This is a genomic window from Robiginitalea sp. (assembly GCF_982776155.1).
In genome coordinates this window covers 101360-127877 of the sequence record NZ_CEXZKX010000007.1, presented here as the reverse complement: position 1 = coordinate 127877, position 26518 = coordinate 101360, and the positions used below count along the sequence as shown (strand labels likewise).

At 57.0% G+C, this 26518-nt stretch carries 20 protein-coding genes and 1 tRNA gene; 11 read left to right on the top strand and 10 right to left on the bottom strand.

The annotated features are described in order from the left end of the window. Nucleotides 1–109: 109 nt before the first annotated feature. Nucleotides 110–181: transfer RNA gene (locus AC3DKS_RS12840), tRNA-Glu, on the bottom strand. Between the two features lie 122 nt (nucleotides 182–303). Then, nucleotides 304–1779, bottom strand: a complete 1476-nt coding sequence (gene proS / locus AC3DKS_RS12835) for a proline--tRNA ligase (protein ID WP_015754076.1) — start codon at nucleotides 1777–1779, stop codon at nucleotides 304–306. A 101-nt stretch (nucleotides 1780–1880) separates the two neighbouring features. On the opposite strand from proS, the gene AC3DKS_RS12830 reads away from it, so the two are divergent. After that, a complete protein-coding gene (locus AC3DKS_RS12830) occupies nucleotides 1881–3176 on the top strand; it encodes a hypothetical protein (protein ID WP_015754075.1) in 1296 nt (431 codons plus the stop codon). A gap of 36 nt (nucleotides 3177–3212) precedes the next feature. Beyond that, the gene (locus AC3DKS_RS12825; protein WP_015754074.1) at nucleotides 3213–4724 is read left to right on the top strand and encodes an OmpP1/FadL family transporter; all 1512 of its coding nucleotides are present in this window, start codon (nucleotides 3213–3215) and stop codon (nucleotides 4722–4724) included. Between the two features lie 30 nt (nucleotides 4725–4754). On the opposite strand, the gene AC3DKS_RS12820 is transcribed toward AC3DKS_RS12825, so the two are convergent. After that, entirely contained in the window at nucleotides 4755–6167 is a 1413-nt protein-coding gene (locus AC3DKS_RS12820; RefSeq protein WP_272607904.1) for a T9SS type B sorting domain-containing protein, read from the bottom strand. Between the two features lie 110 nt (nucleotides 6168–6277). Then, entirely contained in the window at nucleotides 6278–8092 is a 1815-nt protein-coding gene (locus tag AC3DKS_RS12815; protein ID WP_272607903.1) for a T9SS type B sorting domain-containing protein, read from the bottom strand. Nucleotides 8093–8221: 129 nt separating this feature from the next. On the opposite strand from AC3DKS_RS12815, the gene folE reads away from it, so the two are divergent. From folE to AC3DKS_RS12780, 7 genes are all read left to right on the top strand, one after another. Continuing rightward, nucleotides 8222–8905, top strand: coding sequence for a GTP cyclohydrolase I FolE (gene folE, locus AC3DKS_RS12810; protein ID WP_015754071.1), 684 nt, complete (start codon nucleotides 8222–8224; stop codon nucleotides 8903–8905). 9 nt (nucleotides 8906–8914) lie between these two features. Further along, a complete protein-coding gene (cysS, locus tag AC3DKS_RS12805) occupies nucleotides 8915–10393 on the top strand; it encodes a cysteine--tRNA ligase (RefSeq protein WP_272607902.1) in 1479 nt (492 codons plus the stop codon). Nucleotides 10394–10409: 16 nt separating this feature from the next. Continuing rightward, the gene (gene yidD / locus AC3DKS_RS12800) at nucleotides 10410–10631 is read left to right on the top strand and encodes a membrane protein insertion efficiency factor YidD (protein ID WP_015754069.1); all 222 of its coding nucleotides are present in this window, start codon (nucleotides 10410–10412) and stop codon (nucleotides 10629–10631) included. A 232-nt stretch (nucleotides 10632–10863) separates the two neighbouring features. Next, entirely contained in the window at nucleotides 10864–11832 is a 969-nt protein-coding gene (gene lgt, locus AC3DKS_RS12795) for a prolipoprotein diacylglyceryl transferase (RefSeq protein WP_015754068.1), read from the top strand. Next, a complete protein-coding gene (locus tag AC3DKS_RS12790; protein ID WP_272607901.1) occupies nucleotides 11825–12349 on the top strand; it encodes a DUF192 domain-containing protein in 525 nt (174 codons plus the stop codon). The genes lgt and AC3DKS_RS12790 overlap by 8 nt, the downstream gene beginning before the upstream one ends. Before the next feature lie 3 nt (nucleotides 12350–12352). Further along, nucleotides 12353–13579, top strand: coding sequence for an ATP-binding cassette domain-containing protein (locus AC3DKS_RS12785; RefSeq protein WP_272607900.1), 1227 nt, complete (start codon nucleotides 12353–12355; stop codon nucleotides 13577–13579). 119 nt (nucleotides 13580–13698) lie between these two features. Continuing rightward, the gene (locus tag AC3DKS_RS12780) at nucleotides 13699–14076 is read left to right on the top strand and encodes a hypothetical protein (protein ID WP_148214309.1); all 378 of its coding nucleotides are present in this window, start codon (nucleotides 13699–13701) and stop codon (nucleotides 14074–14076) included. Between the two features lie 73 nt (nucleotides 14077–14149). Here the strand turns inward: AC3DKS_RS12780 and secDF are convergent, their stop codons facing one another. Further along, entirely contained in the window at nucleotides 14150–17104 is a 2955-nt protein-coding gene (gene secDF, locus AC3DKS_RS12775) for a protein translocase subunit SecDF (RefSeq protein ID WP_015754064.1), read from the bottom strand. Nucleotides 17105–17370: 266 nt separating this feature from the next. Continuing rightward, nucleotides 17371–18297 carry a malate dehydrogenase gene (locus AC3DKS_RS12770; protein ID WP_015754063.1) on the bottom strand — a complete coding sequence of 309 codons (927 nt, stop codon included), beginning with the start codon at nucleotides 18295–18297 and terminating at the stop codon, nucleotides 17371–17373. Between the two features lie 239 nt (nucleotides 18298–18536). On the opposite strand from AC3DKS_RS12770, the gene AC3DKS_RS12765 reads away from it, so the two are divergent. Next, the gene (locus AC3DKS_RS12765) at nucleotides 18537–18908 is read left to right on the top strand and encodes a hypothetical protein (RefSeq protein ID WP_272607899.1); all 372 of its coding nucleotides are present in this window, start codon (nucleotides 18537–18539) and stop codon (nucleotides 18906–18908) included. 96 nt (nucleotides 18909–19004) lie between these two features. Here the strand turns inward: AC3DKS_RS12765 and AC3DKS_RS12760 are convergent, their stop codons facing one another. From AC3DKS_RS12760 to asnB, 3 genes are all read right to left on the bottom strand, one after another. Next, nucleotides 19005–20012 carry a DUF6588 family protein gene (locus tag AC3DKS_RS12760; protein ID WP_272607898.1) on the bottom strand — a complete coding sequence of 336 codons (1008 nt, stop codon included), beginning with the start codon at nucleotides 20010–20012 and terminating at the stop codon, nucleotides 19005–19007. 72 nt (nucleotides 20013–20084) lie between these two features. After that, complete coding sequence (gene gyrB, locus AC3DKS_RS12755) at nucleotides 20085–22031, bottom strand: DNA topoisomerase (ATP-hydrolyzing) subunit B (RefSeq protein ID WP_015754060.1); 1947 nt, start codon at nucleotides 22029–22031, stop codon at nucleotides 20085–20087. A gap of 136 nt (nucleotides 22032–22167) precedes the next feature. Next, nucleotides 22168–23838, bottom strand: coding sequence for an asparagine synthase B (gene asnB / locus AC3DKS_RS12750; protein WP_015754059.1), 1671 nt, complete (start codon nucleotides 23836–23838; stop codon nucleotides 22168–22170). A 241-nt stretch (nucleotides 23839–24079) separates the two neighbouring features. Here asnB and AC3DKS_RS12745 point away from each other — a divergent pair, with 241 nt between their 5' ends. Continuing rightward, on the top strand, nucleotides 24080–24613 hold the full coding sequence (locus tag AC3DKS_RS12745; RefSeq protein WP_041327057.1) for a DUF2911 domain-containing protein: 534 nt from the start codon (nucleotides 24080–24082) through the stop codon (nucleotides 24611–24613). A 106-nt stretch (nucleotides 24614–24719) separates the two neighbouring features. Here AC3DKS_RS12745 and AC3DKS_RS12740 read toward each other — a convergent pair whose 3' ends face one another. After that, nucleotides 24720–26330, bottom strand: coding sequence for an amidohydrolase (locus tag AC3DKS_RS12740; protein ID WP_272608065.1), 1611 nt, complete (start codon nucleotides 26328–26330; stop codon nucleotides 24720–24722). Nucleotides 26331–26518: the final 188 nt, after the last annotated feature.

Here is a 26518-nt window from a genome sequence, read left to right as displayed (position 1 = left end):
GAACCCCTGTTACCAGGATGAAAACCTGGCGTCCTAACCCCTAGACGAACGGGCCGAATATTTCAAAGGGCGGTTTTCCCCGGCGGCAAAGCCGCTGAAAAACCATTTGTAGCCCGTAGGGGAATCGAACCCCTGTTACCAGGATGAAAACCTGGCGTCCTAACCCCTAGACGAACGGGCCATATTTCAGTAGGCGGCCGGCCGGCTTAACCGGCTGGTTGCCAAACGCACCTTGTAATTAGGCAGGTGCAAAAATACAATATTTTTTTTGCCTGCCAACAACTGGCAAAGTTTTTTTAAACCCTAATACGCTTTGGCAAAAAGCACCCGGTAGGGCGAGGGTTTCCCGGTTCGAATACAATTTCCCGGATCCGGCTTCGGGTCGAGCGGGATGCAGCGGATCGTCGCCTTGGTCTCCTCCTTAATCCGCTCTTCGGTCTCGTCGGTCCCGTCCCAATGGGCCGAAACGAACCCCCCGGTGGTGGCGATCACTTCCCTGAATTCTTCATAGGTATCCACCTCGGTGATGCCGGCATCCCGGAAGTCCTTCGCGCGCTGATAAATCGCATCCTGCATTTCGCCGAGCAGGTTGCCGATATACTCCTCAATGCCCTCTGCCGGGACCACTTGTTTCTCCAGCGTATCCCGACGGGCCACCTCAAAGGTGCCGTTCGCCAGGTCTCGCGGCCCCACACCCAGGCGTACAGGGACGCCCTTCAATTCGTATTCATTGAATTTAAATCCGGGCTTATGGGTGTCCCGGTCGTCGTATTTTACGGAGATGCCCCGATCCCGGAGCCGGGCCGCCAACGGGTTCACCACGGCACTGATTGCCTCCAGTTGCTCCTGCCCCCTGTAGATGGGGACGATCACTACCTGAATCGGCGCCAGTTTCGGGGGCAGCACCAGGCCGTTGTCGTCGCTGTGCGTCATGATCAGCGCCCCCATCAGGCGGGTGGAAACGCCCCAGGAAGTTGCCCAGACGTATTCCTGCTGGCCTTCCGTATTGTCGAATTTCACGTCGAAGGCTTTGGCGAAATTTTGCCCCAAAAAGTGGGAGGTACCTGCCTGCAAGGCCTTGCCATCCTGCATCAGGGCTTCGATACAATAGGTTTCCACAGCCCCGGCAAAGCGTTCCCCGGCCGTCTTGGTCCCTTTAATCACCGGTACGGCCATATGCTCCTCGGCAAAGGTGGCGTAGACGTCCAGGATGGTTTCTGCCTCCGCAATGGCTTCGGCCTCCGTGGCGTGTGCCGTGTGCCCTTCCTGCCAGAGGAATTCTGCCGTCCGCAAAAACAGGCGCGTACGCATTTCCCAGCGGACCACATTGGCCCATTGGTTGATCAGCAACGGCAGGTCCCTGTAGGACTGGATCCAACGCCGGTAGGTATCCCAGATAATGGTTTCGGATGTGGGCCGGACAATGAGTTCCTCTTCCAGACGGGCTTCCGGGTCCACGACGATCCCGCTCCCGTCCTCGGCATTTTTCAGCCGGTAGTGCGTCACAACCGCGCATTCCTTGGCAAAGCCCTCCACATGGCTGGCCTCCTTGCTCAGATAGGATTTCGGGATAAAAATCGGGAAGTAGGCGTTCTGGTGGCCCGTATCCTTGAACATCTTGTCCAGGGCGGCCTGCATCTTCTCCCATATGGCGTACCCATAGGGTTTGATGACCATACACCCCCGTACGCCGGAGTTTTCGGCCAGATCCGCTTTTACCACGAGTTCATTATACCATTTGGAATAATCCTCGCTGCGCGTTGTTAGATTTTTACCCATTCAATGTAGTTTGGCACAACTATTGTGACTTTGTTAACGAAAATAGTTCGTCAAAACTAACTATTTTTAATATGTTCAACAATAAATAAAAAATTGCACCCATGAGACCACCCCTACCCCACATCAACCTTCAAAACACCCTGATATTCGGGCTGTTTGGGTTGCTTCTGGCTTCCTGCGGTTCCTATCAATCCGCCTCGTATTACGACCGGGACGGCATTTATGGTACTGAAGACCGCGTGGTGCGCTACGAAAACCCGCCTGCCCGCCAGGCTCCCCCTGCCCGTCAGGCACCAAATACCGAGCCGGACCCGTACGAAACCTATTTTGGGGATCGCGCTCGCGAACTCGGAGAAGTGCTGGATAGCGAGGTCTTTACCGACATCGATTCCTATTCGAGTTCGGACCAGGACAGCCTGGCCTATACGGACGAAAACCTGATCGGCAATCCGAACGATTATTTTGCCGAAAACAACAACGACTACGAAGGATACCCGGCCTGGGGCGACCAGGGCGGCAACCTCACAGTGAACGTCTACGGAGGCGGCTGGGGCTACAACAACTGGGGTTGGAACAACTGGGCCTGGGGCAGCCCGTGGGCCTTTGGTGGCTGGTATTCCCCCTGGGGGGCTGGCTGGGGCTTCAACAACTGGGGCTGGGGATGGAATTCTTGGCGCTGGAACCGTTGGGGCTGGGGCTGGAACAACTGGGGCTGGAATGGCTACTGGGGCTGGGGCAACTGGTACAGCCCGTACTACGGGTACGCCGGATACTGGGGGAACCGCTACTGGCGCAATGGTTTCTACCGAAACGCCTATGCCTATAACTCCGGGCGCCGGGGGCTCTACAACCGGAATCCCGGGGTAACCCGCAACGCCAGGTACAGTTCTGCGGCGCGGACCACCTCGCAATACCGCACAAACAGCGGACGCTCCAATCTGAATCGCAATGGCCGGTATTCTGCAGCCAGGTCGCGCTCCAACCTGGACGCGGCCGCCCGCAACCGGGCGTATCGCTCCAGCAGGTCTACCCGGACCTCCCCGTCCTATGGCAACTCCAGGAGTTCCCGTTCTTACAGCGGGTCATCCAGGGGGTATAGCCGATCCTCGGGATACAACCGTTCGGGAAGCACCCCGAACCGGAGTTACTCGTCCGGCAGGACCAGCAGGGGGCGCTCGGGCACGTACAGCAGCGGCCGAAGCAGCAGCCGGTCTTCTGGCAGCTACCGCAGCAGCGGCCGAAGCAGCAGCCGGTCATCGGGAAGTTTCCGCAGCAGCGGCGGCAGTAGCCGGTCTTCAGGCAGTATGCGAAGCAGCGGCGGCAGCAGCCGGTCCTCAGGAGGGCGTTCTTCCGGGGGTCGCAGCGGGGGCCGGAGCGGCGGACGCGGCGGCATATAACGATCATCCCCTTTTCATAATCAAAAAGCATCACCAATGAAGCGTATATTCACTTTCATCCTGCTCGGCCTGTGCGTTAACGCAACCGCGCAGACCGTCAACGACGTACTCCGATACGGCCTGGAAGAAACCCAGGGATCGGCCCGTTTCCAGGCAATGGGCGGGGCTTTTGGAGCCCTGGGTGGCGACCTGTCCTCCCTGAACATCAACCCGGCCGGATCTGCCGTCTTCAGCAACAACATCCTCACCGTCTCCGGCGGGAACTACAACCGGGACAATACGGCCGGCTTTGGCCCTGCAGGTGGCACCCTGGAAGGGCTCAATGCGGTAGAACTCAACCAGGTTGGAGGCGTATTCGTGTTCAAGAGCACCGAAGGGGCAGCCTGGAACAAACTGGCCCTCGGGGTGAATTACGACATGGTGGAGAATTTTGACGACTCCTACCGGATCATCGGCAGCAACCCCAACGGTATCGACACATACTTCCTGAACTTTGCCCAGGGCGTCCCGCTCGGGCCATTGCGCGTCCGGGAAGGGGAAACCGTGGTGGATGCCTACCTGGATATCGGATCGAGCCTCGGGTTTGCGGACCAGCAGGCATTCCTCGGCTTCCAGGCCGGGTTCATCGACCCGGTAGACCCGGATGACGACGGGAATACGGACTATTTTTCCAATGCGGACTACTCCACCGTCAACCAGGACTACATCCAGAGTACCAACGGGTACAACAGCAAGTTTACACTGAACTTCTCCGGCCAGTACCAGGAGAGTTTCTACCTGGGGGCTTCCCTGAACTTCCATTCCGTCCTGTACGAGCGCCTGACCTTCCTGGACGAAAGCGGTTACGACGCGGGCTCCCCCATTCAGTCGGCCACCTTCGACAGCTTCCTGCATACCGAAGGGTCCGGATTTTCCATGCAAATCGGCGCCATCGCCAGGCTGGGCGATGTAGTACGGATCGGCGGGGCATACCAGTCCCCTACCTGGTACCGCCTCACGGACGATTTCTCCCAGGCGGCCAATTCGGATTTTGCCGACAAAAACCCGAATGTCACCAATATCAACCTGGGGGTGATCAACCTCTTTGACACCTATACGATCAAAACCCCCGCCAAGGTTACAGGGAGTGTCGCCCTGGTATTCGGGCCCGAGGGGTTACTGAGTTTTGACTACGACTACCAGGATTTCTCCAACGCGGAGCTACGCCCTGCATCCGACGCCAATTTCGCCTCGGAAAACGCTTATATGGCTGAAGTACTCGGCGGGGTCTCCACCTATCGCCTGGGCGGGGAATACCGGATCGACCGGGTAAGCCTGCGCGGGGGGTACCGCTACCAGACAAGTCCGTATAAGGAGGAGGGAATCTGGGGAGACCTGGAGGCTTATTCCGGCGGTATTGGCTACAGCTGGGGGCCCAACCGGCTCGACCTCTCCTACAGCCGCAGCGAACAGGACGTCACCGAGGCGCTTTACGACGGCGGCCTGGGGGATGCTTTTATCAACCGCGTAAACAATTACGTTACCGTGGGATATACGCTGAACTTCTAAAGCACAGCTAGACGGTTTTCAGCTTAAATCCTACCGCTTCAGCGTAAAGTGGGCCCGGACCAGGTTCGCCACCAGGACCCCCTGTTCGTCCCGGCTGTATTCCAGGCGGAACCAGTAGTCGGAAGACGGGAGGGGCCGGCCGTTGAAATTGCCATCCCATCCCACACTTGTCTCGTCAATCTGCTTGAGGAGTTTTCCATACCGGTCAAAGATGAACACCACCGGTTCGGTGAGCTCTTCAATCCCGAGGATGTGCCAGGTATCGTGGATGCCGTCCGCATTCGGGGTAAAGAACTTCGGGTAGCCGATTACCAGGAATTCGGTGGGTTCGGTGGTCCCGCATCCGTTCCGGTCGTTGATGACCACCGTGTTGATCCCCGGGGGGACGTCGTTGAAAATCGGGGACTCCTGGAATGGCCCGCCGTTGATGGCGTACTCGTAATCCCCGTTCCCCGCCGGGATGATCTCAATGTTGTTGCTGTCCGACAAATCCGCGAGGATGTCCACCCGGTCCAGTTGGGGTTCCCCATAGTAGGTAATCAGGATATCGTCCGCATACACCTCCGAGGTCGTTGCGGTGACTTCCACAAAATACCGGCCGGAATCCGGGCTGGAGACCGTTAGTTCGGTTTCCCCGGGCCCCGAGGCCAGGGTCGCGTCGATCGTGCCGTCGTCGTCGTAATCCACCGACCAGACAATATCCGCAATATCCGGGCCCGCCGGGGAATTCAGGGCACTCAGCACGATATCCGGGTCGCCTTCGCAGGCGGTGATGTCCAGGCCGAGGAATTCATCCCGAAGCGTACAGTCCAGGGCCGTGTCCTGGTTGGTGTTTACCGAATTCCCGGTAAAAGTCAGCGAAAAGGGTTCGGGGTCCCCGTCAAAATTTGTGTTGTAATTGTTGATGAGCAGGTAGTAGATTTCCCCGGGTTGTACCTCGAGGAACGCGTCGTAGGTGTTCTGGCTCCCCGTCAGGTGGGGCGCGCCAACCTGCCCGTTTTCCGGGTTGATGCCCACCCCGGTAAAATTGGTGTCGTTCACCTCGTAGTTGCACCGGATGGGCTGGGCCGTGCCATTGCTGATATCCGCACAATCCACATCCGGGCCGTACAGGGCAAAATCCCATTCAGCGGTCACAGTCCCGGACGCACCCGGAAGCGCCTCGATATCAAAGCCAATCTGCCCCCCGGTACCCGCGCGGAAAACAAACCAGGACGTATTGTTCTCGATATTCGCAGAAGTATTGCTGCCTTTTTCCAGGCAACCCGATTGGCGGATGACGTCCGGGTCAAAATCGTCGATATCGCCCCCGCCGTCTGCAAACCACGTGCGCACGGTATCCGCGCAGACCGGGATGGCCGACCGGCAATCCGGTGAGTTCTGGGCGGTCACGGCCGGGACATAAAGCAGGCAGCCCAGGAGTAATACCAGGTAGTTCTTCATAGGGTTTGGGGCACGAATTTCTGTATAGTATAACTCCCGCGGGTACGATTTAGTATAGGTTTACCGAAGTTTTTGACCGTTAATCGACCAACGGACAAGGCATGGGAGCCTCAGCGTTTCAGGGCGAAATGCGCATTCAGGTACCGGGCTTCCACCCGCTGGCCGTTGGAGTCCGTGTAGGTCAGGCGGAACCAGTAGTCGGCACCGGGCAACAGGCGCCCGCGAAATGTACCGTCCCATCCGGCGGAGGTGCCGTCCATTTGTTTGAGCAGTTTCCCGTAACGGTCAAAAATGTGCACCACCGGGTCGGTGAGCGTTTCGATGCCGCGAATGTGCCAGCGGTCGTGTTGTCCGTCCCCGTTGGGGGTGAAAAATGGCAGGTAGCCCACAACCGTAATCGTCTCGGTAATCTCCCCGCAACCGAGGGCATCCCGCATCCGTACCTGATGGGATCCGGCTGGTACGCCTTCAAATACGGGACTCGACTGGAAGGGGCCGTCATTCAGGGCGTATTCAAAGTTCCCTGAGGCCTGGGTTTCCACCGTCACGCGGTTCGACGCAGACAGGTCTTCCACCAGGATATCCGAAATGCTCGGGGGGGCCGAGAGGATAACCTCCACGGTGCGCTGGGCCGTACAGATGCCCCCTCCTGAACCGGTGGAAGCGGTAAGCGTAAAGGTGCCCGCCTGGCTGACCGTACGCCCGGGGCCGGACAGGCCGTCCTGCCAGCTGTAGGCCACCCCCGGTTCCGCCTGGGACAGCCCGATGAAGGCGCTGCCGCCATTGTCGCAGATATATACCTGCTCGCCAAAATCCAGGTTCGGGGTCAACAGGACCTCCAGTTCAAATTGGGAGGAGGCGTCGTAACAATTCGGGTTTTCCAGGGAGGTCACCCGCACATAAACCGTATGGTTCCCCGGGCCCGGAGACCAGTTGTCCGGCAGGGCGGCAATCCCCGCCTGTGCATCGAAATTGCTGGCGTGATAGGTTACGCGGAACTCCCCGGGGTCCTGGGTTCCCAGGGCTTCGGCATCCCGGGCAGGCAAGTAATAAGGCGGGTCGCCGCTGCAGATCATCGCGTCGGCTACGGGTTCGGACCGGGCTGCAGGGCTGAAGCCCACCTGGACATCGCTGACTTCCTGGGAGCCGTCCGGCAGGTCGACCACGATACGGTACATGGCTGCTGCAGTTGCCGAATAGGTTGCGGATGTTTCCCCGGGTATGAGGCTGAAACCGGACCCCGAATCCGCATACCACTGGTAGCCCGTGGCAGACGAAGTCGTTCCATCCAGCAGTACCGCATCGCCTTCGCAGGCCGCTACAGGTGGCCCCAGCAGGTTACTGATGATGGAGCAGTCCAGGGCATCATACGGATGGTCCTCAAAGATCTGGCCCGAAAACTGGATGGAAAACCCGGAATTCGTATTGCTGAAATTGTTGATGAGCAGGTAGTAATCCTCCCCGGGCTGTACGTCCAGCCAGGGTTCGTACAGGAAGGTATCCGCATTTCCCGAAGGGTCTTCCCCTACCCCCATATAGACTTCGCGGTCCCGGTTGTCGAAAAAATTGCAGCGTACCGGCTCCCCGAGGCTGCCGCAATCCGAGGCGCGATACAGGGCAAAATCCCAGTCCTCGGACGGGTCAAAGGAAATGTTGAAGCCCAGTTGCCCGGCAGCCCCCGTCCGGAAACGATACCAGGCGGAATTCGATTCGATATAACCCGAGAGGGTGGGCTCCAGGCAACCCGAAGTTGCCGCGCCCCCGAAATCGTCGGTGCCATACCCGGAAGTCCCCCCGTTCACGGGGGTATTGCTGCAAATCGGAATAGCCGTCTGGCAATCCGGGGAAATCTGTGCGGTCCCCCAGGATGCCACCAACAGGAAAAGACCTGCCGCCAGGCCGGTTTGTCTGCGTCTTTTATACATGGTCGTACTTGGGCAAAATAAAAATAGGAAGGCCATTTCCTTAACACGAATTTATGTTGTGTACCCGCCCAAACACGCCATAAAGTGGCATATAATGTATATCTTTGCCAATTGTAAAGTACCCTACCGATGAAAACCGATCCAGCATTGGAAACTTCCCGGGAATCCTTTATGGAGGACCATTTTACCGGAAAAGAAGAAACCCCCTTGCGGGAAGATGCGTTCCGTTTGAGCGATGAAGAAAAGATCGACCGCATCCGCCAGAATGTGCGGGATATTTTGCTCACCCTGGGCATGGACCTGAACGACGACAGCCTCCGGGGCACCCCGGACCGTGTGGCGAAAATGTACGTAAAGGAAATCTTTGCCGGGTTGCACCCGGACCGCCGCCCCAAATCTTCGACCTTCGACAACAAATACAAGTATGGGGAGATGCTGGTGGAGAAGAATATTACGGTGTACAGCACCTGTGAACACCACCTGCTGCCAATTGTCGGCAAGGCCCATATTGCCTATATTTCCGGCGGTTCAGTGGTTGGTTTATCCAAGATGAACCGCATTGTCGACTACTACGCGAGGCGCCCTCAGGTACAGGAGCGGATGAACATCCAGATCGTCCGCGAACTGCAGCGGGTTTTGGGCACCGAAGACGTCGCATGCGTCATCGATGCCAAGCACCTCTGCGTCAATTCCCGCGGGATCCGCGACGTGGACAGCAGCACGGTGACCTCGGAATACGGGGGCCGATTCAAGGAAGAAGAATCACTCCGCCGGGAATTCCTGGAATACATCAACCTGGATACCGAATTTTAAGCCCATTCTATGGCGCTCTACACGGAACAAACCCTTAAAGTCCACAATTCCCTTACCGGGACCAAGGAAACCTTCACCCCCATCCACGAAGGCCACGTAGGCATGTACGTCTGCGGGCCGACCGTTTACAGCAACGTCCACCTGGGGAACTGCCGGACCTTCATGTCCTTTGACCTGATTTTCAGGTACCTCAGGCACCTGGGCTATAAAGTCCGGTTCGTGCGCAACATTACGGATGCGGGCCACCTGGAGGACGATGCCGACCAGGGGGAAGACAAGATCGCCAAGAAGGCGCGGCTCGAGAAAATCGAGCCCATGGAGGTGGTGCAGCGCTATACGGTGGATTTCCACAACATCCTGCAGCGCTTCAACCTGCTCCCCCCGAGTATCGAACCCACGGCTACAGGCCATATTGTGGAGCAGATCGAGATCATCAAGGTGATTATGGACCGGGGATACGCCTATGAGAAGAACGGCTCGGTGTACTTCGACGTAAAACGGTTCAACCAGGATTACGAGTACGGCAAGCTGAGCGGCAGGAAGCTGGAGGACATGATTGCGAATACCCGCGAACTGACCGCCCAGGACGAAAAACGGAACCCGCAGGATTTTGCCTTGTGGAAAAAGGCCGAGCCCCAGCACATCATGCGCTGGCCTTCTCCCTGGGGGGAAGGATTCCCGGGCTGGCACCTGGAATGCACCGTAATGAGCACCAAGTACCTGGGGGATACTTTTGATATCCACGGGGGTGGCATGGACCTGAAATTCCCGCACCACGAATGCGAGATTGCCCAGGCCGAGGCGGGGAACGACCAGTCGCCCGTCCGCTACTGGCTGCATGCCAACATGCTTACCCTGAATGGCAAGAAAATGGCCAAATCCACCGGGAACAACTTGCTCCCGGGGGAGATTTTCAGCGGGGAAAACGACATCCTGAGCAAGCCGTTTGCGCCAACGGTGGTCCGCTTCTTTATGATGCAGGCCCACTACACAAGCATCCTGGATTTGAGCGACGAGGCCCTGCTCGCGGCAGAAAAGGGATACAACCGCCTGATGGAAGCCATGGAACAGCTCCCCGGCCTGCCCACCGGCAAGACGTCCGATTTCGATGTGGCTGCGTGGCGGCAACGCTGCTATGACGCGATGAATGACGATTTCAACAGCCCGGTACTGATTGCCCAGCTGTTCGAAGCCGTCAAGACCATCAATCTGGTCCGGGACGGGAAACAATCGCTTTCCCCGGCCGACCGGGATACGCTGCAGGAAACCATGGAAGGCTTTGCCTTTGAGGTGCTCGGGTTGGAACCTGGACGGAGCCAAACCCAGGAAACCGAGAAACTGGAAGGTGTAATGAAGCTGGTCATCGACCTTCGGAACCAGGCCCGGGCGAACAAGGATTACCATACTTCCGACCAGATCCGGGACACCCTTTCGGAACTCGGAATCCAACTCAAGGACGGCAAGGAAGGGACGACCTTTACCCTCTAACCCCCAAAAAGCGGTTATGAAAAACAAACTCGCCTTGCCGCTTATCTGGCTGGTGCGCGGGTACCAGCGCTATGTTTCCCCCCTGACCCCGCCGAGTTGCCGCTACAGCCCTACCTGTTCCCAATATACCCTGGAGGCGCTGAAGAAACACGGGGTGTTCAAAGGGGGCTGGCTGGCGTTGAAGCGGATTGCTTCTTGTCATCCATGGGGCGGTTCCGGCTACGACCCGGTGCCCTGATCCCAAACTGCAACCACAGGCCAGCGCGCCAGCTCGCCCACAGCTCAAAAGGTCCACTGGACCTTTTCATTCCGCTGTGACGGGGGAGGTTCCGGCTACGACCCGGTGCCCTGATCCCAAACTGCGACCACAGGCCAGCGCGCCAGCTCGCCCACAGCTCAAAAGGTCCCACGGACCTTTTTGACTCGCTGTGTCGGGGGGGAATTTGTATCTTAGACGGCAAATTACCGCTATGTTTCTACTAGGTTTCACCTGGAATCCGGACGATACGCTGTTCAAGCTCGGGGTGTTGCAGATCAAATACTATAACCTCCTTTGGATTATCGCCTTCGCCGTCGGGTGGTACCTGATGAAGCAGATCTTTCAGCGCGAAGGCCGTTCCCGGGAGCAGCTGGATGCCCTTTTTATCTATGCCGTACTGGCCACCATGCTGGGTGCGCGCCTCGGGCATGTGTTTTTCTACGACTGGGATTACTACAGCAGCCACCTGGTAGAGATATTGCTTCCCATCCGCGAACAGGCCGGGAGCAGCCTCTTTGGAATTATCAACGGGTATGAGTTTACCGGCTTTACCGGTTTGGCCAGCCACGGGGCCGCTATCGGAGTAATTATCGGGATGTACCTCTTTACGAGGAAGTACAGTTCCTTCAACATGCTCTGGGTCCTGGACCGGATTGTCATCCCCGTCTCCCTGGGGGCCTTCCTGGTTCGCCTGGGAAATTTTTTCAACTCCGAAATAAACGGCAAAATCACGGATGCCTCCTTTTTCCTGGCAACCCGTTTCGTCCGGGATTCGGACGACATGCCGGCGGGCCAGGCCATGCACATTACCGGGGAACGCACCCCGGAGGCCGCCTACCGGGCCCTGACAGACGACCCGCAATTTGCGGAACACCTCCAGGCCATCCCCTTCCGGCACCCGGCCCAGTTGTACGAGGGCCTGTTGTATATCGGCGTTTTTGCGATCCTTTACTGGCTCTACTGGAAGACCTCCAAGGCCGCTCGTCCCGGGTACCTTTTTGGCCTGTTCCTCGTATTGCTGTGGAGCATCCGGTTTGTCGTGGAATTCGTTAAGAAGAGCCAGGGCGGGTTTGAAGATACCCTGGGATATCTCTCCACCGGCCAGTGGCTCAGCATCCCCTTTGTCCTGTTGGGCCTGTATTTTATGTTTCGGCCCACTAAGCCTGCAAGCCATGCCTGATCACCAAGCAACCGCGATTCGCCGTATTTTCAGCCGGCTGACGGCAGCCCTGTGCCTTGCTGCCTTTTGCTGCCTGTCCGGGTGCCGCGATGCCGAAAAGCCCGCGCTCAAAACCGAAGAGGTCCGCTTTACAAAAGAAGGGATCCTGGAAATCCTGTCGGCCGAATCGGATTCCGTCCTGGCCGTATTGGAGATTGAAATTGCAGATACGGAATACGAGACCCAGACCGGGTTGATGTACCGGAAGGAAATGAAGGATAACCGGGGGATGCTGTTCCTTTTCGACGCAGAGGAACAACACGCATTTTACATGAAAAACACGCTGATCCCACTGGATATTATCTTTATCGGTTCGAATCGGGAAATTGCCACCATCCGGCGGAACGCCCAACCCCTGGACGAAGGCAGTATACCCTCCGGGGTCCCCGTCCAGTATGTCCTGGAGGTCAATGCCGGGCTCAGTGAACAATGGGGCCTGGAACCCGGCGACCGGATTCGTTGGGAAAGGACCGATTAGCAGATGGCTGAGCATACCGTCATATTCACGGATAATCATTCGGACAAGTACGCATTCTCGGAGTCGCTGCTGCAGGGCAATCCGCCGGAGGCCCTCAGTGGGCTGCGGAGCCTGAGTGGGGCATTGTTTTCGAATGCGCGGATTGCAGACTTTATTGAGGAAGAAGCCCGGCACCAGCGTTCGGACCTCCAGCCGCAGCCCGATCGGGAGTTGCGCACCTACTCCAGCGGGGAGCGCAAAAAAGCCCTCCTGGCCTACCTGCTGCAACAACAGCCCGATTTCCTGATCCTGGACGACCCCTTCGACAACCTGGACCGGGAATACCGGGAATCGCTGTCGGGGCAACTTGAAGAACTCGCGCGTAGGACCCTGTTGATCCAATTGGCAAGCCGTCCTTCGGATGTGCTCCCCTGTATGGTCCACCGGGCATTTCTCGAGGGGCAGAACCTGGTGGGATTCCCCACCTACGAACCCGAAATCCCGTCGGGGCCCCGGATTACCGGTTCCATCCCGCCCCCGCCCGGGCCGCTGTCCGAACTTCCCGAAACGCTCGTGGATTTCCGCGACGTATCCGTAGCCTACAGCGGGCGAACCATCGTGAGAAATATTGACTGGCGGATCCGGCGGGGCGAATTCTGGGAACTCCGGGGGCCAAACGGAAGCGGGAAAACCACCTTGATTTCGCTGATTACCGGCGATAATCCAAAAGCATACGGACAGGAGCTCTACCTCTTTGGCACCAGAAAAGGCAGCGGGGAAAGCGTCTGGGACATCAAAGAACACATCGGGTATTTTACCCCGGCCATGGCCGACCGGTTTCGCGGATACCACAGCGTTGAAAACATGCTCATTTCCGGGTTAACCGACTCAGTAGGCCTCTACCAGCAACCGGGGGACCTCCAGCTTTCTCTCGCCCGGCAGTGGATTGGTCTGCTCGGGATGGAACAGGAGCGGGATGTGCTGTTCCGAGATCTCACGGAAGGGCAGCAACGCCTGGTTTTTTGTGCCAGGGCGATGATCAAGCACCCGCCCCTGTTGATCCTCGATGAGCCTACCGCTGCCCTGGACGAGCCATCGGCCTTCTTGGTTGTGTCGCTGATCCGTAAAATGGCGGCGGAAAGCCGTACGGCCGTTGTCTTTGTTTCCCATCGGTCAGAACCCGGGCTGCATCCGGAAAAAACGCTTTTCCTTGAAAGCGGACAAGGCGGATCCCGGGGTCGCATCGCCTGAGCGGCTCCCCCAAATTAATTTTTCGTAACTTATTGAGGCTTTCCGTAATACGGGCAGCATTGCAACCATCGCCGGAACTGGCGGTTTTCCAGCTGCACGAATCAATTACCTCCTTTAATATGCCCACAACGCTCGTTTTTAAAGAGACCCGGGACTATCTCGAAATCACCCTGAAAAATCCACGGAAAAAGGGGACGGAGGTAGATACCTTTGCCGATATGTGGAGGGAATTCGCTCTTCAGTGCCGGGCTACCGACCAGGTACGCGTGATGGCCCGGATACAACTCCGCCAGAAACAATCGGTGGAATCCGCCTATCAGATTGCCCGCGCGGCCATTAAGGGCAGCTGGCAACGGGAGTACAAGCTCGCCCTGGTAGCGCGGTTGGAAGACCACTTCTACCTGACGCTGCTCAGGGACTTTATGGTCCACGAAGGCTTTGAGGTAGATTTGTTTACAAGCCGGCGGGCAGCCCGAAGGTGGCTCTTGTCCGAATAAAAAAATCGCTGCCCTCGGGCAGCGATTTTTTCAATTGATGCATCGGGTGCCGTTTCCGGCAGCCGCGGGATGCTTACTTTTTGCCTGCAGAGATTTTCCTTGACAGGGAATCGAACATGATAGGCGTTGCGATAAAGAGGGACGAATAGGTACCCACAATCACCCCGACAATCATCGCAAACATAAAGCCTCGCAGCGTCTCCCCTCCAAAAATAAAGATAGACAGGAGAACGACCAGGGTCGTGAGCGAGGTATTCAGCGTACGGCTCAGCGTACTGTTCAGGGCCATGTTCGTATTTTCCCCGGCACGCCAGCCGCGTTCGGCAATGATCTCCCGAATCCGGTCAAAGACTACCACTGTATCGTTCAGGGAATAACCGATAACCGTCAGGATGGCGGCGATAAAAGCCTGGTCGATTTCCATGCTGAAGGGCATCAGCGAGCTGGTGACCGAGAATACCCCCAGCACGATCAGCACGTCGTGGAAAACGGCTGCCACGGCGCCCAGCGAGAACTGCCAGCGCCGGAAACGCAACAGGATATAGAGGAAGACAACCGCCAGGGAGCCAATGACCGCCCATACAGCATTCTTCTTGATATCGTCGGCAATAGTCGGCCCGACTTTCCGGTACTTCATCACCCCGACATCCTCATTCGTCCCCCCGGGAACAAAATCTTCATAGGTGGTGCCGTCCGGCAGGTATTTCTGGAGGGAGTTAAACAGGATCCCCAGGATTTCCTCGTCCACCTCGGTGCCCTGCACATCCACCTTGTACTTTGTGGTCACCATGATCTGGTTGGCATCCCCAAAGGTCTTGGCACTGGCACTCCCCAGGGCGTCGGTCAATTCCCCGGAGATTTCAACCGGGTTCACTGCGTCCACAAAGCGGATCTGGTAGTTCCGCCCCCCGACAAAATCCACCCCCTGGTCAAGCCCCTTGGTAAACAGGGAAGCCAGCCCGGCAATCAGCAGAACGCCGGATACCACGTAGGCGATTTTCCGCTTGGAGAGGAAGTCGATGTTCATATTCTGGAACAGGCCGCGGGTAATCCCGGTTGCAAAATCGAGTTTCCGGCCGCGGCGGTTCAGGTAAGCGTCAATAAGCAGACGCGTTACAAAAATGGCCGTGAACAGGGAGGTCAGGATACCGATGATCAGCGTGGTGGCAAAGCCCTTGATAGGACCTGAGCCGAAAACCAGCAGGATCAGGGCGGTGAGCCCGGTGGTGATATTGGCGTCCAGGATAGAGGAAAGAGCGTTGTCAAAACCGTCCGAAACAGCCTGCGCCATCCCCTTGCCTTTTTGCAGTTCCTCCTTGATACGTTCAAATATCAGCACGTTCGCATCCACGGACATACCGATGGTCAATACAATACCGGCAATCCCCGGCAGCGTCAGTACGGCGCCCAGGCTGGCGAGCACCCCGAATATCAGCACGATGTTGAACACCAGGGCGATGTCCGAGAACAACCCGGCCCTGCCGTAATAGAAGATCATCCAGATCAATACAAAGATCATCGCGATCACAAAGGAGGTAAACCCGCTGTCAATGGCTTCCTGCCCCAGGGAGGGCCCGACCACAAACGAGTCGATGATTTCCGCCTCGGCGGGGAGTTTCCCGGCCCGCAGTACGTTGGCAATATCCTTGGTCTCTGTCACGGTAAATGTGCCCGTGATTTCAGAGCTACCCCCGGGAATCCCGCCTTTTTGGGAAACCCCGGGCGCGGTGTACACCCGGTTGTCCAGCACGATGGCAATCCCCGTATTATTCAGGTTGGCTTCGTTGGTGAGTTCCTGCCACTCACGGGCCCCGCGGACGTTCATGTCCATCCCCACAGCCGGCCGGTTGTACTGGTCAAACTGGTCGCGGGCATCGCTGACCACGTCCCCGCTCATGCGCGGCACCCCGTCCCGGTTCGATTTCAGGGCGTACAGGGCTGCTACTTCGGTGCCCTGGGACGGGCGTTCCCACATAAATTTCGTAAACTGGACCTGGGGCGGCAAAAGCCGGCGGATGCGGGGCATGCGCAGCCAGGATCCGATTTCGGCCGTATCCTGGATGGCCGCCAGGCCGATGGCATAGCCCGGGCCGTTGAGTTGCAGCTTTTCGAAAAGCGGGTTGCGCTCGGTGGCGAGGTCCAGGGAGTCCTGGGCAACGTCCGAAAGCAGCGAGTCGATTTCGCTGGCTTCTTCCATGGGTTCCGGCGTATCCGCCTCCACGATGGATTTGAGCTCTTCGTTGGCCTGGATAAAGAAGTTGATCAGGTGCTGGTTGCCCGGTTCGTAGGTTTCCCAAAACTCGAGCTGGGCCGTACTCGAGAGCAGGTCCTGCGCACGGGCGATATCCCGGGCCCCCGGGAGTTCCACCAGGATCCTGCCGGAATTCCCCTCCCGCTGGATATTGGGCTGGGTGACGCCGAAACCGTCAATACGTTCCCGGAGCACTTCAAACGCGGAAACAACCGCTTCATCCACCTTCCGCCGGATGATGGGCTTAACCTCCTCGTCGCTCATCTCAAAATTGATCTCGTCGCTCAGCCCCTTGTTGGCAAAAATATCCGGGGAGGCCAGCTTGGTGTCGCCTTTCACGGCGTCAAAGGCATCGAAGAACAATTCGAGGTACGTTTCATCGCTGTTGCGGGATGCAGCATCCGCATCTGCAAGGGCCTTGTTGAAGGCCGGGTTCTTGGTGTTGTTTGCCAGGCCGGAGAGGATATCCCGCACGGAGATCTGCAGCGTTACGTTGATACCCCCCTTCAGGTCGAGGCCTTTGTTGAGCTCTTTCTTCTTAGCATCCTCATAGGACGTAAAGCCGAGGATCGGGTTTTTGGCCACCGAGTCCAGGTATCTGGCTTCTGCCTGTTCCCGCTTGGCGACATAGTCTTCCTCATCGGTCGAAACCGCAGCCGCCGCATGGGCTTCCGCGTCGGATTCGATCTTAGAGGTAATGAAGGTGTAGGATAACTGGTAGACACTCACCAGCCCGAACAGCAAAGCAAAAAGCTTTATAAGTCCTTTATTATTCATGAGTTAAATGCTTATCTGAAATAATTACGGTGCTGCAAACAGCGTGCAAATATATTACTTCCCCTAGGAACTGCCAATAAAATCAGTGCTTTTGTAACGGCCCTCAAGGCGCTGGGAATGTGGGTTTCCCGCATGGGTGGCACCATGAAAAAAGGCATGCCCTCAGCGCGCATGCCTTTTGAAGTTCCCTTGCCGGCAACCAAGCGGCAGTCCGTATTTATCCAGGTTAAACCACCCGGGGGACCGGCCGGGGCCGGGACAATCGTTTACACGTCCAGCAGGGCGTTGGTCTTGGATACCCCTTCCGCACTCTGGGCCATTTTGGCTTTTTCGGCCTCGCTCAATTCAATTTTGACGATTTCCTCGATGCCGTTGCGCCCCAAAAGCACGGGGACGCCGATACAGAGGTCGTCCAGGCCGTATTCCCCCTGCAACAGGGCGGAACAGGGGAACATTTTCTTCTGGTCGCAGGCGATGGCCTGTACCAGGGCAGAGACGGCAGCCCCCGGGGCATACCAGGCGCTGGTGCCCAGGAGTTTGGTCAGGGTGGCCCCGCCTACCTTTGTGTCTTCGGCCACCTGCGCCAGCCGCTCCTCGGAAAGGAATTCGGAAACCTTAATGCTGTTCCGCGTCGCATGGCTGGTGAGGGGCACCATGCCTGTATCGCTGTGCCCCCCGATCACCATCCCGTCAACATCAGAAATCGGGGCGTCCAGGGCTTCGGCCAGGCGGTATTTAAACCGGGCGCTGTCCAGGGCACCGCCCATCCCGATAATCCGGTGGCGCGGGAGGTCGGTGGATTTATGTACCAGGTAGGTCATCGTATCCATGGGGTTGGAAACCACAATGACGATGGCTTCCGGGGAATGTTCCAGCAGGCTGGCGGAAACTGTCTTTACGATGCCCGCGTTGATGCCGATAAGCTCTTCACGGGTCATGCCCGGTTTGCGGGGGATGCCCGAGGTGATCACCACAATATCGCTTCCGGCCGTTTTCTTGTAGTCGTTTGTAGAACCGACGATGCGCGTGTCAAAACCGTTCAGGGATGCACACTGCATGAGGTCCATCGCCTTGCCCTCGGCAACTCCTTCCTTGATATCCAGCAACACCACTTCCGAGGCGAAATCCTTAATGGCAATATACTCTGCGCAGCTGGCTCCTACGGCTCCTGCACCCACAATGGTAACTTTCATAATACTCTATTTATAGTTGATTTTCAGCCTGCCAAAAATAGGGAAAAATAGCCGAATATCCGAGGATTCCGGGGCGATGTGGAGCCCCGGCGGAGCGGATGCCGAATCCGGGCCGGATGTTAAGGTTTTGGGCCGTTCATCGAATTACATGGCCCCGGGAACGTCGTTGGTCGAAAAAAAACAATACGCGAGGCTTCGCCCCGTTGCAAGTATACCCCAAATCTCAATTGAGCTGAACCATGAGACGTAAAGTTCCCTTTTTCCTGCTCTTAATTTGTACCCTGACCCTGACCGCCTGTTCCGAGGTGGAAACCAACAATGACCCGGTAATCGGGATCTGGAGCCGTGCCGATTTTGCGGAGGCCCCGGAGGGCCGCATTTCCGTTAGGGAAGAGTGGATATTCAACGATGCCTACCTGGGGCGTTACCACCGGTACGAGGGCAATGTCCTTACGGTAAAAACGGATTTCGGGTGGGAAAAAGAAGGGGCGGTCTACCAAATTGAATATCCGGGTCTGGACCGGGAGGCAGACCGGGTGACCCTGAAACAAAACCCGGACAGCGAGTTGCTCCTCGACCTGCAGGGCGAGGTGCTGGCACAGCGGGAATAGCCCGCTTCAAACAAGCCCATTTCTTACCATTTCTATATGAAAACAGCCCCGGCCTAACAAGGCGGGGCTGTTTCGCTTTGCGGGATTGCGGGCCTCCTACCGGAACCCGAAATTGATGCCTGCGCTCAACAGGTTGAACTCGGCCAGGGTATAGTCCACGTGCAGGCGGAAGAACCCTAGCTTTAGTTTGGTTCCCAGCGTCGCCGTGGCGCCGCTGGCTTGCTTGTTGATCGAGAACGGATCCTCATAGGTTGTCTGAAACGGGCCGGAGGTAACCGTATACGTCCCGAGCACATCGGTATCCGATTTCCCGGTTACGTAGCCGAGCCCCCCGTAGAAGTTAATCACCGGCAGGCGCGTGGCGGCCATCGCCTGGAAGCTCCAACCGCTGATGCGCGTATCGATCCGCTGGTTTTCCCCATCGATGAAATTCGTGTCCGTAAAATCGTAGCTGCCGTTGAGTTGGGTAAAGCCGATAAACCCGGAAATAGACACGGGAAACAACCGATTGGCCGGTATGTGGCTTGTAAACTCGTGGAGCAGCCCGAACCCGAATAGGCTCACAGCCACGTCGTCTGTCTGGATTTTAGGCAAAAAACGGGCTTTTACCTCGGTGCCTTTAACGAGGCCTACCCCTGCCTGGATATAAGCGGCGGGCAGAAAATTGATATTTTCAGAAGCCAGGCCCGATGGAAGCTCAAAGCTTTCCGAGAAGAACCCGTTCTCATCTTCAACCACCACGCGGACACCTTCGATGTCCCCCAGGGCGGTTGCCACGGATTTGGAGGTGCTGCCGTCTTCAAAACGCAGGTTTTCGTAATCCGCCGTATTGAGGACAAAACTCTTTTTCTCCTCCTTGTTCTTGAATCCGGCCATCGACCCCACAATGGAGATCTCGAAACCGCCGAGCGGTTTGGCGGTAGCCGTGCTTAGCCAGGAACCGGACAAGCTGAATATCGTACCTTCTGAAACCGGTGAAAGATAGTCATTGGTAAACCGTTCCGCATCGTTCAGGCCTGCTGCCAGCAGGTCGTTTACATTCGATTGTGCAGCGGCAAATCCCCCGGCGAGCAGGAAACTTGCAACCAGTAGCGTCTTTTTCATTTGTAGGAATTTGCCTCTAAACTAAAAAACCCCGGCTGGAGGGCCGGGGTTTTTGTTGTGAAATCGGGATTCTTATACGTCAATGTTCGCATAAACGGCGTTTCGCTCGATAAATTCGCGCCTCGGAGGGACTTCATCCCCCATGAGCATTGAAAAAATCCGGTCCGATTCGGTGGCATTGTCGATGGTCACCTGCCGCAGCGTGCGGAACTCCGGGTTCATGGTGGTATCCCAGAGCTGTTCGGCGTTCATTTCCCCAAGACCCTTATACCGCTGGATCCCCGGGCTGCCGCTGCTCGTACTGAGTTCTTCCACGATCGCATCCCGTTCCTTATCGTTCCAGGCGTACCGCTTTTTACTCCCCTTCTTGACCAGGTAAAGGGGCGGTGTGGCGATGTAGACGTGTCCGCCTTCGATCAACTCCCGCATGTACCGGAAGAAGAACGTCAGGATTAACGTCTCGATATGGCTCCCGTCCACATCCGCATCACACATGATGATCACCTTGTGGTAGCGGAGTTTGTCGAGGTTCAGCGCCTTGCTGTCCTCCTCGGTACCGATGGTAACCCCCAGGGCCGTGTAGATATTTTTAATTTCTTCGTTTTCGAAGACCTTGTGCTGCATGGCCTTTTCCACGTTCAGGATCTTCCCCCGGAGCGGCAGGATGGCCTGGGTATTCCGGTCGCGCCCCATTTTGGCCGTACCGCCGGCCGAATCCCCCTCCACGAGGAAGATTTCGCAGCGTTCCGGGTCCTGGTCGGAACAGTCCGCCAGCTTGCCCGGGAGCCCGCCACCGCTCATCGGGTTCTTCCGCTGGACCATTTCCCGGGCCTTGGCGGCAGCATGCCGTGCCTGGGCTGCGAGGATTACCTTCTGGACGACGGTCTTGGCATCGTCCGGGTGCTCCTCCAGGTAATTGGTCAGCATCTCGGATACCGCCTGGCTGACGGCCGCGGAAACCTCCCGGTTCCCCAACTTGGTCTTGGTCTGGCCTTCAAACTGCGGTTCGGCCACTTTTACCGAGACAATAGCCGTAAGCCCCTCCCGGAAATCGTCCCCGGCTACCTCAAACTTCAGTTTGTCCAGCATGCCGGAAGCATCCGCATATTTCTTCAGGGTGGTTGTCAGGCCCCGGCGAAAACCGGAGAGGTGGGTCCCCCCTTCGTGCGTATTGATATTGTTTACATAGGAGTGCAGGTTCTCGGTATAGGAGGTGTTGTAGACCATGGCCACCTCAACCGGGATATCGTTTTTCTCGCCTTCCATGGAGATGACGTCTGCGATCAGCGGCTCCCGGTTCCCGTCCAGGAAGCGGATAAATTCCTTGAGCCCCTCCTCGGAGTAGAACCTCTCGGATAGGTACTCCCCCTTTTCCTTAACGCGCCGATCGGTAATGGTGATGGCAACGCCCTTGTTCAGATAGGCGAGTTCCCGCATCCGATTGGAAAGCGTATCGTAGCTGAACTCTATGGTCTGCTGAAAGATTTCCGGGTCCGGGTGGAAGGTGACGATGGTCCCGTTAAGATCGGAAGTCCCGGTGCTCTTAACCGGGTAGAGCGTCCGGCCGCGTTCGTACTCCTGCTCCCAAATCTTGCCTTCCCGGTAAACGGTGGCTTTCAGGTGTTTCGACAGGGCATTCACCACGGAAACCCCTACCCCGTGCAAACCGCCCGAAACTTTGTAGGAATCCTTGTCGAACTTCCCGCCGGCACCGATTTTGGTCATCACCACTTCCAGGGCGGAAACCCCCTCTTTCTTATGCAGGTCTACCGGGATCCCCCGGCCGTTGTCCTCAACGGTTATCGAATTGTCCTCATTGATCGTCACGGAGATCGTATCGCAGTGCCCCCCCATGGCTTCGTCAATGGAATTATCCACTACTTCGTAAACCAGGTGGTGCAGCCCGCGCACCCCGATATCGCCGATATACATCGACGGACGCATCCGCACGTGTTCAATGCCTTCAAGCGCCTGGATACTGTCTGCCGAGTAACTTTTTCCTTTTACTTCTTCGCTCATTCGTTTACAGGTTGTTTTTCTGCAATTTTGCAATCTCACAAATATACGAAATACCCCTGCAAACAGGCCGGTTCCGGCAGATGGAACCCACCCGAGTTATCAACAATTCCTGTGGACAAAAACGCGACCCGGAGAGCTACTTTTCATAGGCGTCCGCGTGGACCCTGGCAACGGCCCGGCCGGAAGGGTCGTTCATGTTGCGGAACGCCTCGTCCCATTCCAGCGCAATCCGCGTACTGCAGGCTACAGAAGGCTCCTGAGGCACGCTTTCCGCGGCCGCATCGCTCGGGAAATGCGATTCAAAGATGCTCCGGTAATAATACTCCTCCTTGGAGGTCGGGGTCTGAATCGGGAATCGGAAATGGGCATTGGCCAATTGTTCGTCGCTGACAGCCTCCGCGACCACTTCCTTAAGCGTATCGATCCAGCTGTAGCCCACCCCATCCGAGAACTGCTCCTTTTGCCGCCAGGCCACGCTTTCGGGCAGGTAGTCTTCAAAGGCCTTGCGCACCACCCACTTTTCCATTCGCTCCGGGGTGATCATTTTATCCCGCGGATTCAGGCGCATGGCCACATCCATAAACTCCTTGTCGAGGAAGGGCACGCGCCCCTCGATCCCCCAGGCCGCCAGGGATTTGTTGGCGCGCAGGCAATCGTACATGTGGAGCTTGTCGAGTTTCCGGACGGTTTCCTCGTGGAAATCCCGCGGCCCGGGAGCCTTGTGGAAGTACAGGTATCCGCCAAATAGCTCGTCGGCCCCTTCGCCCGACAACACCATCTTGATCCCCATCGATTTGATCACCCGGGCCATCAGGTACATAGGCGTGGATGCCCGTACCGTGGTGATGTCGTAAGTCTCCAGGTGGTAAATCACGTCCCGCACGGCGTCCAGCCCTTCCTGTATGGTAAATTTTATCTCGTGGTGGACCGTCCCGATATGGTCGGCCACTTTGCGGGCAGCCGCCAGGTCCGGGGAGCCTTCCAGCCCGACGGAGAAGGAGTGCAGCTGCGGCCACCAGGCATCGGCCTGGTCGCCGGACTCCACCCGCTTCTGGGCATATTTCTTTGCGATAGCCGAGGTAACCGAGGAGTCCAGGCCTCCTGAAAGCAGCACCCCGTAGGGTACGTCGGACATCAGCTGCCGGTGGACCGCGTCCTCCAGTGCCTTGCGCAGGGCAGCGATATCCGTGGGGTTATCCTCTACCGCGTCATACTCCATCCAATCGCGGCTGTACCAGCGCTGAAACCCTTCCTGGTCGCTCAGCATGTAGTGGCCGGGCGGAAATAGCTCAATGCGCGTACAGGTACCCTCCAGCGCCTTTAGTTCAGAGGCCACATAAAAGGTGCCGTGCCGGTCCCAGCCAATATACAGCGGGATAATACCCATATGGTCCCGGGCGATGAAATACCGGTCCGCCTGGCTGTCGTAGAGGGCAAAGCCAAAAATCCCGTTGAGTTCATCCAGGAAGGCCGGGCCCTGCTCCTGGTAAAGGGCCAGGATAACCTCGCAATCGGATTCGGTGCGGAAGTCGTAGGTCCCTTCAAAGCGTTTGCGCAGGGATTGGTGGTTGTAGATTTCTCCGTTTGCAGCCAGGACCAGGTTGCCGTCCGGGCTGTAAAGCGGTTGTTTCCCGGATGCCGGGTCTACGATGGCCAGGCGCTCATGGGCCAGGATGGCCGTATCCGACATGTGGATGCCATTCCAGTCCGGCCCCCTGTGTCTCAGGACCCGGGACATTTCCAGCATCTGGGGCCGTAAATCCTCGGCCGGTTGTTTCAAATCGAAGGCACATACAATTCCGCACATGGTGATAGAGTTTTATTGTGGAAGCAAAATTGAGTGATTTATTTCTATTTATAAATAATACTTGTGTTTTTTATTATATAATGTAGTTTTAAAACAACTATTTGTTCTGATGTGAAGCTTCCCCCCGGGAAAATCAGTCGGAATCAGTAAATGTGTAAGAAAAGGAAATTTTAACGACACTTTAGAAGAAAAGCGGGTAAAAAGCCCCTAATTTTAACACACTCATTTAAATACGATCAACATGAAACGAATACTTACTCTTTTCGCCGTGGTTCTCGCCATGGTTACCACTACCAATTTGCAGGCCCAGGAATTCCCGGGGCTCGATAAAAGCCCGATGGATATCGCCCTGTATCCGGGCAGGGAACCCGGCAAGGTGGTTCGCGTTATCTACAGCCGCCCCCAACTCAAAGGCCGTGCCCTGGCCGATCTCGCTCCGGCGGGCAAGGTATGGCGCACCGGGGCCAATGAAAATACGGAAATCACTTTCTACCAGGATGTGAATTTTGGCGGAAAGGATATTTCCGCAGGGACCTATTCGCTCTTCACGATCCCGGGGGAGCGTACCTGGACGGTTATCCTGAACAAAAACCTCAACCAATGGGGGGCCTACACCTATGATGAAGCTGCCGACGTGGCGCGGATCGAAGTTCCCGCCGCCTCGGATGCCAACTCCCTGGAACCTTTTTCCATTGCCTTCAAGGAAGCGGAAGACGGGGTGCATATGGTTATGGGCTGGGACAAGACCCGCGTGGCTGTACCGATCACCATGTAAGAAATTCGTTTGCAATCCCGGTTCAGGGGGTTGCATCGAACGCAAAAAACCGGCCCCGTATGGAGGCCGGTTTTTTTATTTCTTATGGCCGCATGCGGCAACCGGGTCAATACACTTTTCGGCCGTCGACAAAGGTGTTGATCACTTCGATGTCCTTCAGTTCCTCCGGAGGCACCTCCATCAGATCGCCGTTGAGGATTACAAAGTCTGCGCGTTTCCCGACTTCGATACTGCCTTTCTCATCTTCCTCAAAATTCGAATAGGCCGCCCAGCGCGTCATCCCTTTCAGGGCTTGCTCCCGGGTGAGCGCATCCGCCATTTGGAAACCGCCCTGCGGATACCCGTCGGAATCCTTCCGCGTAACGGCGGCGTAAAAGGTCAGCATCGGGTTCACCCGTTCCACCGGGAAATCCGTTCCAAGGGCCACCCGGCCGGATGCCTCCAGCAATTGCCGAAAGGCATAAGCGCCTTTCATGCGCTCGGGGCCCACCCGGTCTTCGGCCCAGTACATGTCGCTTGTGGCATGTGTCGGTTGCACGGACGGGAGGATTTTTTCACTAAAGAGGGCGATATCGGCCGTATCGACGATCTGCGCGTGTTCCACTTTCCAGCGCGGATCCGCCACGGTGTCCAGCGCATTCCGATAGGCTCTCAATACAGCGATATTGGCAGAATCCCCGATAGCGTGCGTATTCATCTGAAAACCTGCGGCGGCAATCCGCTCTGCCAGCGAACCGAGTTCCCCCGCCGGGGTGATCATGGCGCCGAAATGCCCGGGCTGGTCCGAATACGGCGCCTTCATGGCCGCGCCCCGGGAACCCAGGGCCCCGTCCCCGTACACCTTTACCGAGCGAACATTGAGTTTCGGGGTTTTATACACACCACGCTCCAGGTAGTAATCCAGGTTTTCCGGGGTGTTGCTGATCATCGCATACACGCGGATGTCCAGGGCACCTTTCCGCTGCAGGCTGTCGATCAATTCAATGGCATATCGGCTGAGGCCTGCGTCGTTTACCGTGGTCAGGCCGTTGCTAAAACAAATCTCCTGGGCCTCTTCCAGGGCGCGAATCAGGGCATCCCGGCCCGGTGCCGGCCATTGCTCGTACACCAGCTGCATCGGGCTGTCCACCAGTACCCCGGTAGGCTCCCCGTCCTTTAGGATTACTTCACCCCCCGGTACCTGCGTATTTCCTGTAATGCCGGCCAAATCCAGGGCTTGCTGGTTGACCAGCAGGGCATGTCCGTCAATGCGTACCAGGGCAACGGGGATGTCCGGGAAAAGGGAGTCCAGGGCCGTTTTGTCCGGGAATTCCTTAACCTCCCAGTCGTTCTGGTCCCATCCACGGCCCATCAGGTATTCAGGTTGATGGGCCTGGTAGGCCGCCTGCAGGCTGTCCAGGATCTGCTCAAAACTCGTCGTCCCCACCAAATCGACGTTTTCCTGGTTCAAGCCCAGGTTCAGGAAATGGCAATGGGCATCGATAAGGCCCGGTACAATCGTTTTTCCGCCCGCATTGAGCATCCAGGGGGCTACAAATGCGCCCCGGATGGAGTCCGTACTGCCGACCCCCACAAACCGACCGTTCCTGATGGCGAATGCCTCCGCCTTTGAAAACTCCCCATCCACGGTATAGGCATTTGCATTGAATACGATCAGGTCTGCTTCCTGCTGGCGGGGCTGGCAACTCCCCAACAGCAAAATCAGCGCAAGAAGCATCCCGGTTCCCGGGGTTTGGTTGCGAAGGAATTGGACAATCAGGGATTGAACCGGCAGGGATTGAACCAGCAGGGAAATGCGGGACATATGGAAACGGGGTTTTGCAATCATCGGGTAATGGGAATCTTTCAGTTCAAGGAATGCATCGGTCACTGACAGCATCTCTTCGGCAGGCGCGGGCGGCGCGT

What these genes read in the sequence shown, in the direction of transcription:
- proS (WP_015754076.1), bottom strand. Translation starts at nt 1,779, where the DNA reads ATGGGTAAAAATCTAACAACGCGCAGCGAGGATTATTCCAAATGGTAT.
- AC3DKS_RS12830 (WP_015754075.1), top strand. Translation starts at nt 1,881, where the DNA reads ATGAGACCACCCCTACCCCACATCAACCTTCAAAACACCCTGATATTC.
- AC3DKS_RS12825 (WP_015754074.1), top strand. Translation starts at nt 3,213, where the DNA reads ATGAAGCGTATATTCACTTTCATCCTGCTCGGCCTGTGCGTTAACGCA.
- AC3DKS_RS12820 (WP_272607904.1), bottom strand. Translation starts at nt 6,167, where the DNA reads ATGAAGAACTACCTGGTATTACTCCTGGGCTGCCTGCTTTATGTCCCG.
- AC3DKS_RS12815 (WP_272607903.1), bottom strand. Translation starts at nt 8,092, where the DNA reads ATGTATAAAAGACGCAGACAAACCGGCCTGGCGGCAGGTCTTTTCCTG.
- folE (WP_015754071.1), top strand. Translation starts at nt 8,222, where the DNA reads ATGAAAACCGATCCAGCATTGGAAACTTCCCGGGAATCCTTTATGGAG.
- cysS (WP_272607902.1), top strand. Translation starts at nt 8,915, where the DNA reads ATGGCGCTCTACACGGAACAAACCCTTAAAGTCCACAATTCCCTTACC.
- yidD (WP_015754069.1), top strand. Translation starts at nt 10,410, where the DNA reads ATGAAAAACAAACTCGCCTTGCCGCTTATCTGGCTGGTGCGCGGGTAC.
- lgt (WP_015754068.1), top strand. Translation starts at nt 10,864, where the DNA reads ATGTTTCTACTAGGTTTCACCTGGAATCCGGACGATACGCTGTTCAAG.
- AC3DKS_RS12790 (WP_272607901.1), top strand. Translation starts at nt 11,825, where the DNA reads ATGCCTGATCACCAAGCAACCGCGATTCGCCGTATTTTCAGCCGGCTG.
- AC3DKS_RS12785 (WP_272607900.1), top strand. Translation starts at nt 12,353, where the DNA reads ATGGCTGAGCATACCGTCATATTCACGGATAATCATTCGGACAAGTAC.
- AC3DKS_RS12780 (WP_148214309.1), top strand. Translation starts at nt 13,699, where the DNA reads ATGCCCACAACGCTCGTTTTTAAAGAGACCCGGGACTATCTCGAAATC.
- secDF (WP_015754064.1), bottom strand. Translation starts at nt 17,104, where the DNA reads ATGAATAATAAAGGACTTATAAAGCTTTTTGCTTTGCTGTTCGGGCTG.
- AC3DKS_RS12770 (WP_015754063.1), bottom strand. Translation starts at nt 18,297, where the DNA reads ATGAAAGTTACCATTGTGGGTGCAGGAGCCGTAGGAGCCAGCTGCGCA.
- AC3DKS_RS12765 (WP_272607899.1), top strand. Translation starts at nt 18,537, where the DNA reads ATGAGACGTAAAGTTCCCTTTTTCCTGCTCTTAATTTGTACCCTGACC.
- AC3DKS_RS12760 (WP_272607898.1), bottom strand. Translation starts at nt 20,012, where the DNA reads ATGAAAAAGACGCTACTGGTTGCAAGTTTCCTGCTCGCCGGGGGATTT.
- gyrB (WP_015754060.1), bottom strand. Translation starts at nt 22,031, where the DNA reads ATGAGCGAAGAAGTAAAAGGAAAAAGTTACTCGGCAGACAGTATCCAG.
- asnB (WP_015754059.1), bottom strand. Translation starts at nt 23,838, where the DNA reads ATGTGCGGAATTGTATGTGCCTTCGATTTGAAACAACCGGCCGAGGAT.
- AC3DKS_RS12745 (WP_041327057.1), top strand. Translation starts at nt 24,080, where the DNA reads ATGAAACGAATACTTACTCTTTTCGCCGTGGTTCTCGCCATGGTTACC.
- AC3DKS_RS12740 (WP_272608065.1), bottom strand. Translation starts at nt 26,330, where the DNA reads ATGCTTCTTGCGCTGATTTTGCTGTTGGGGAGTTGCCAGCCCCGCCAG.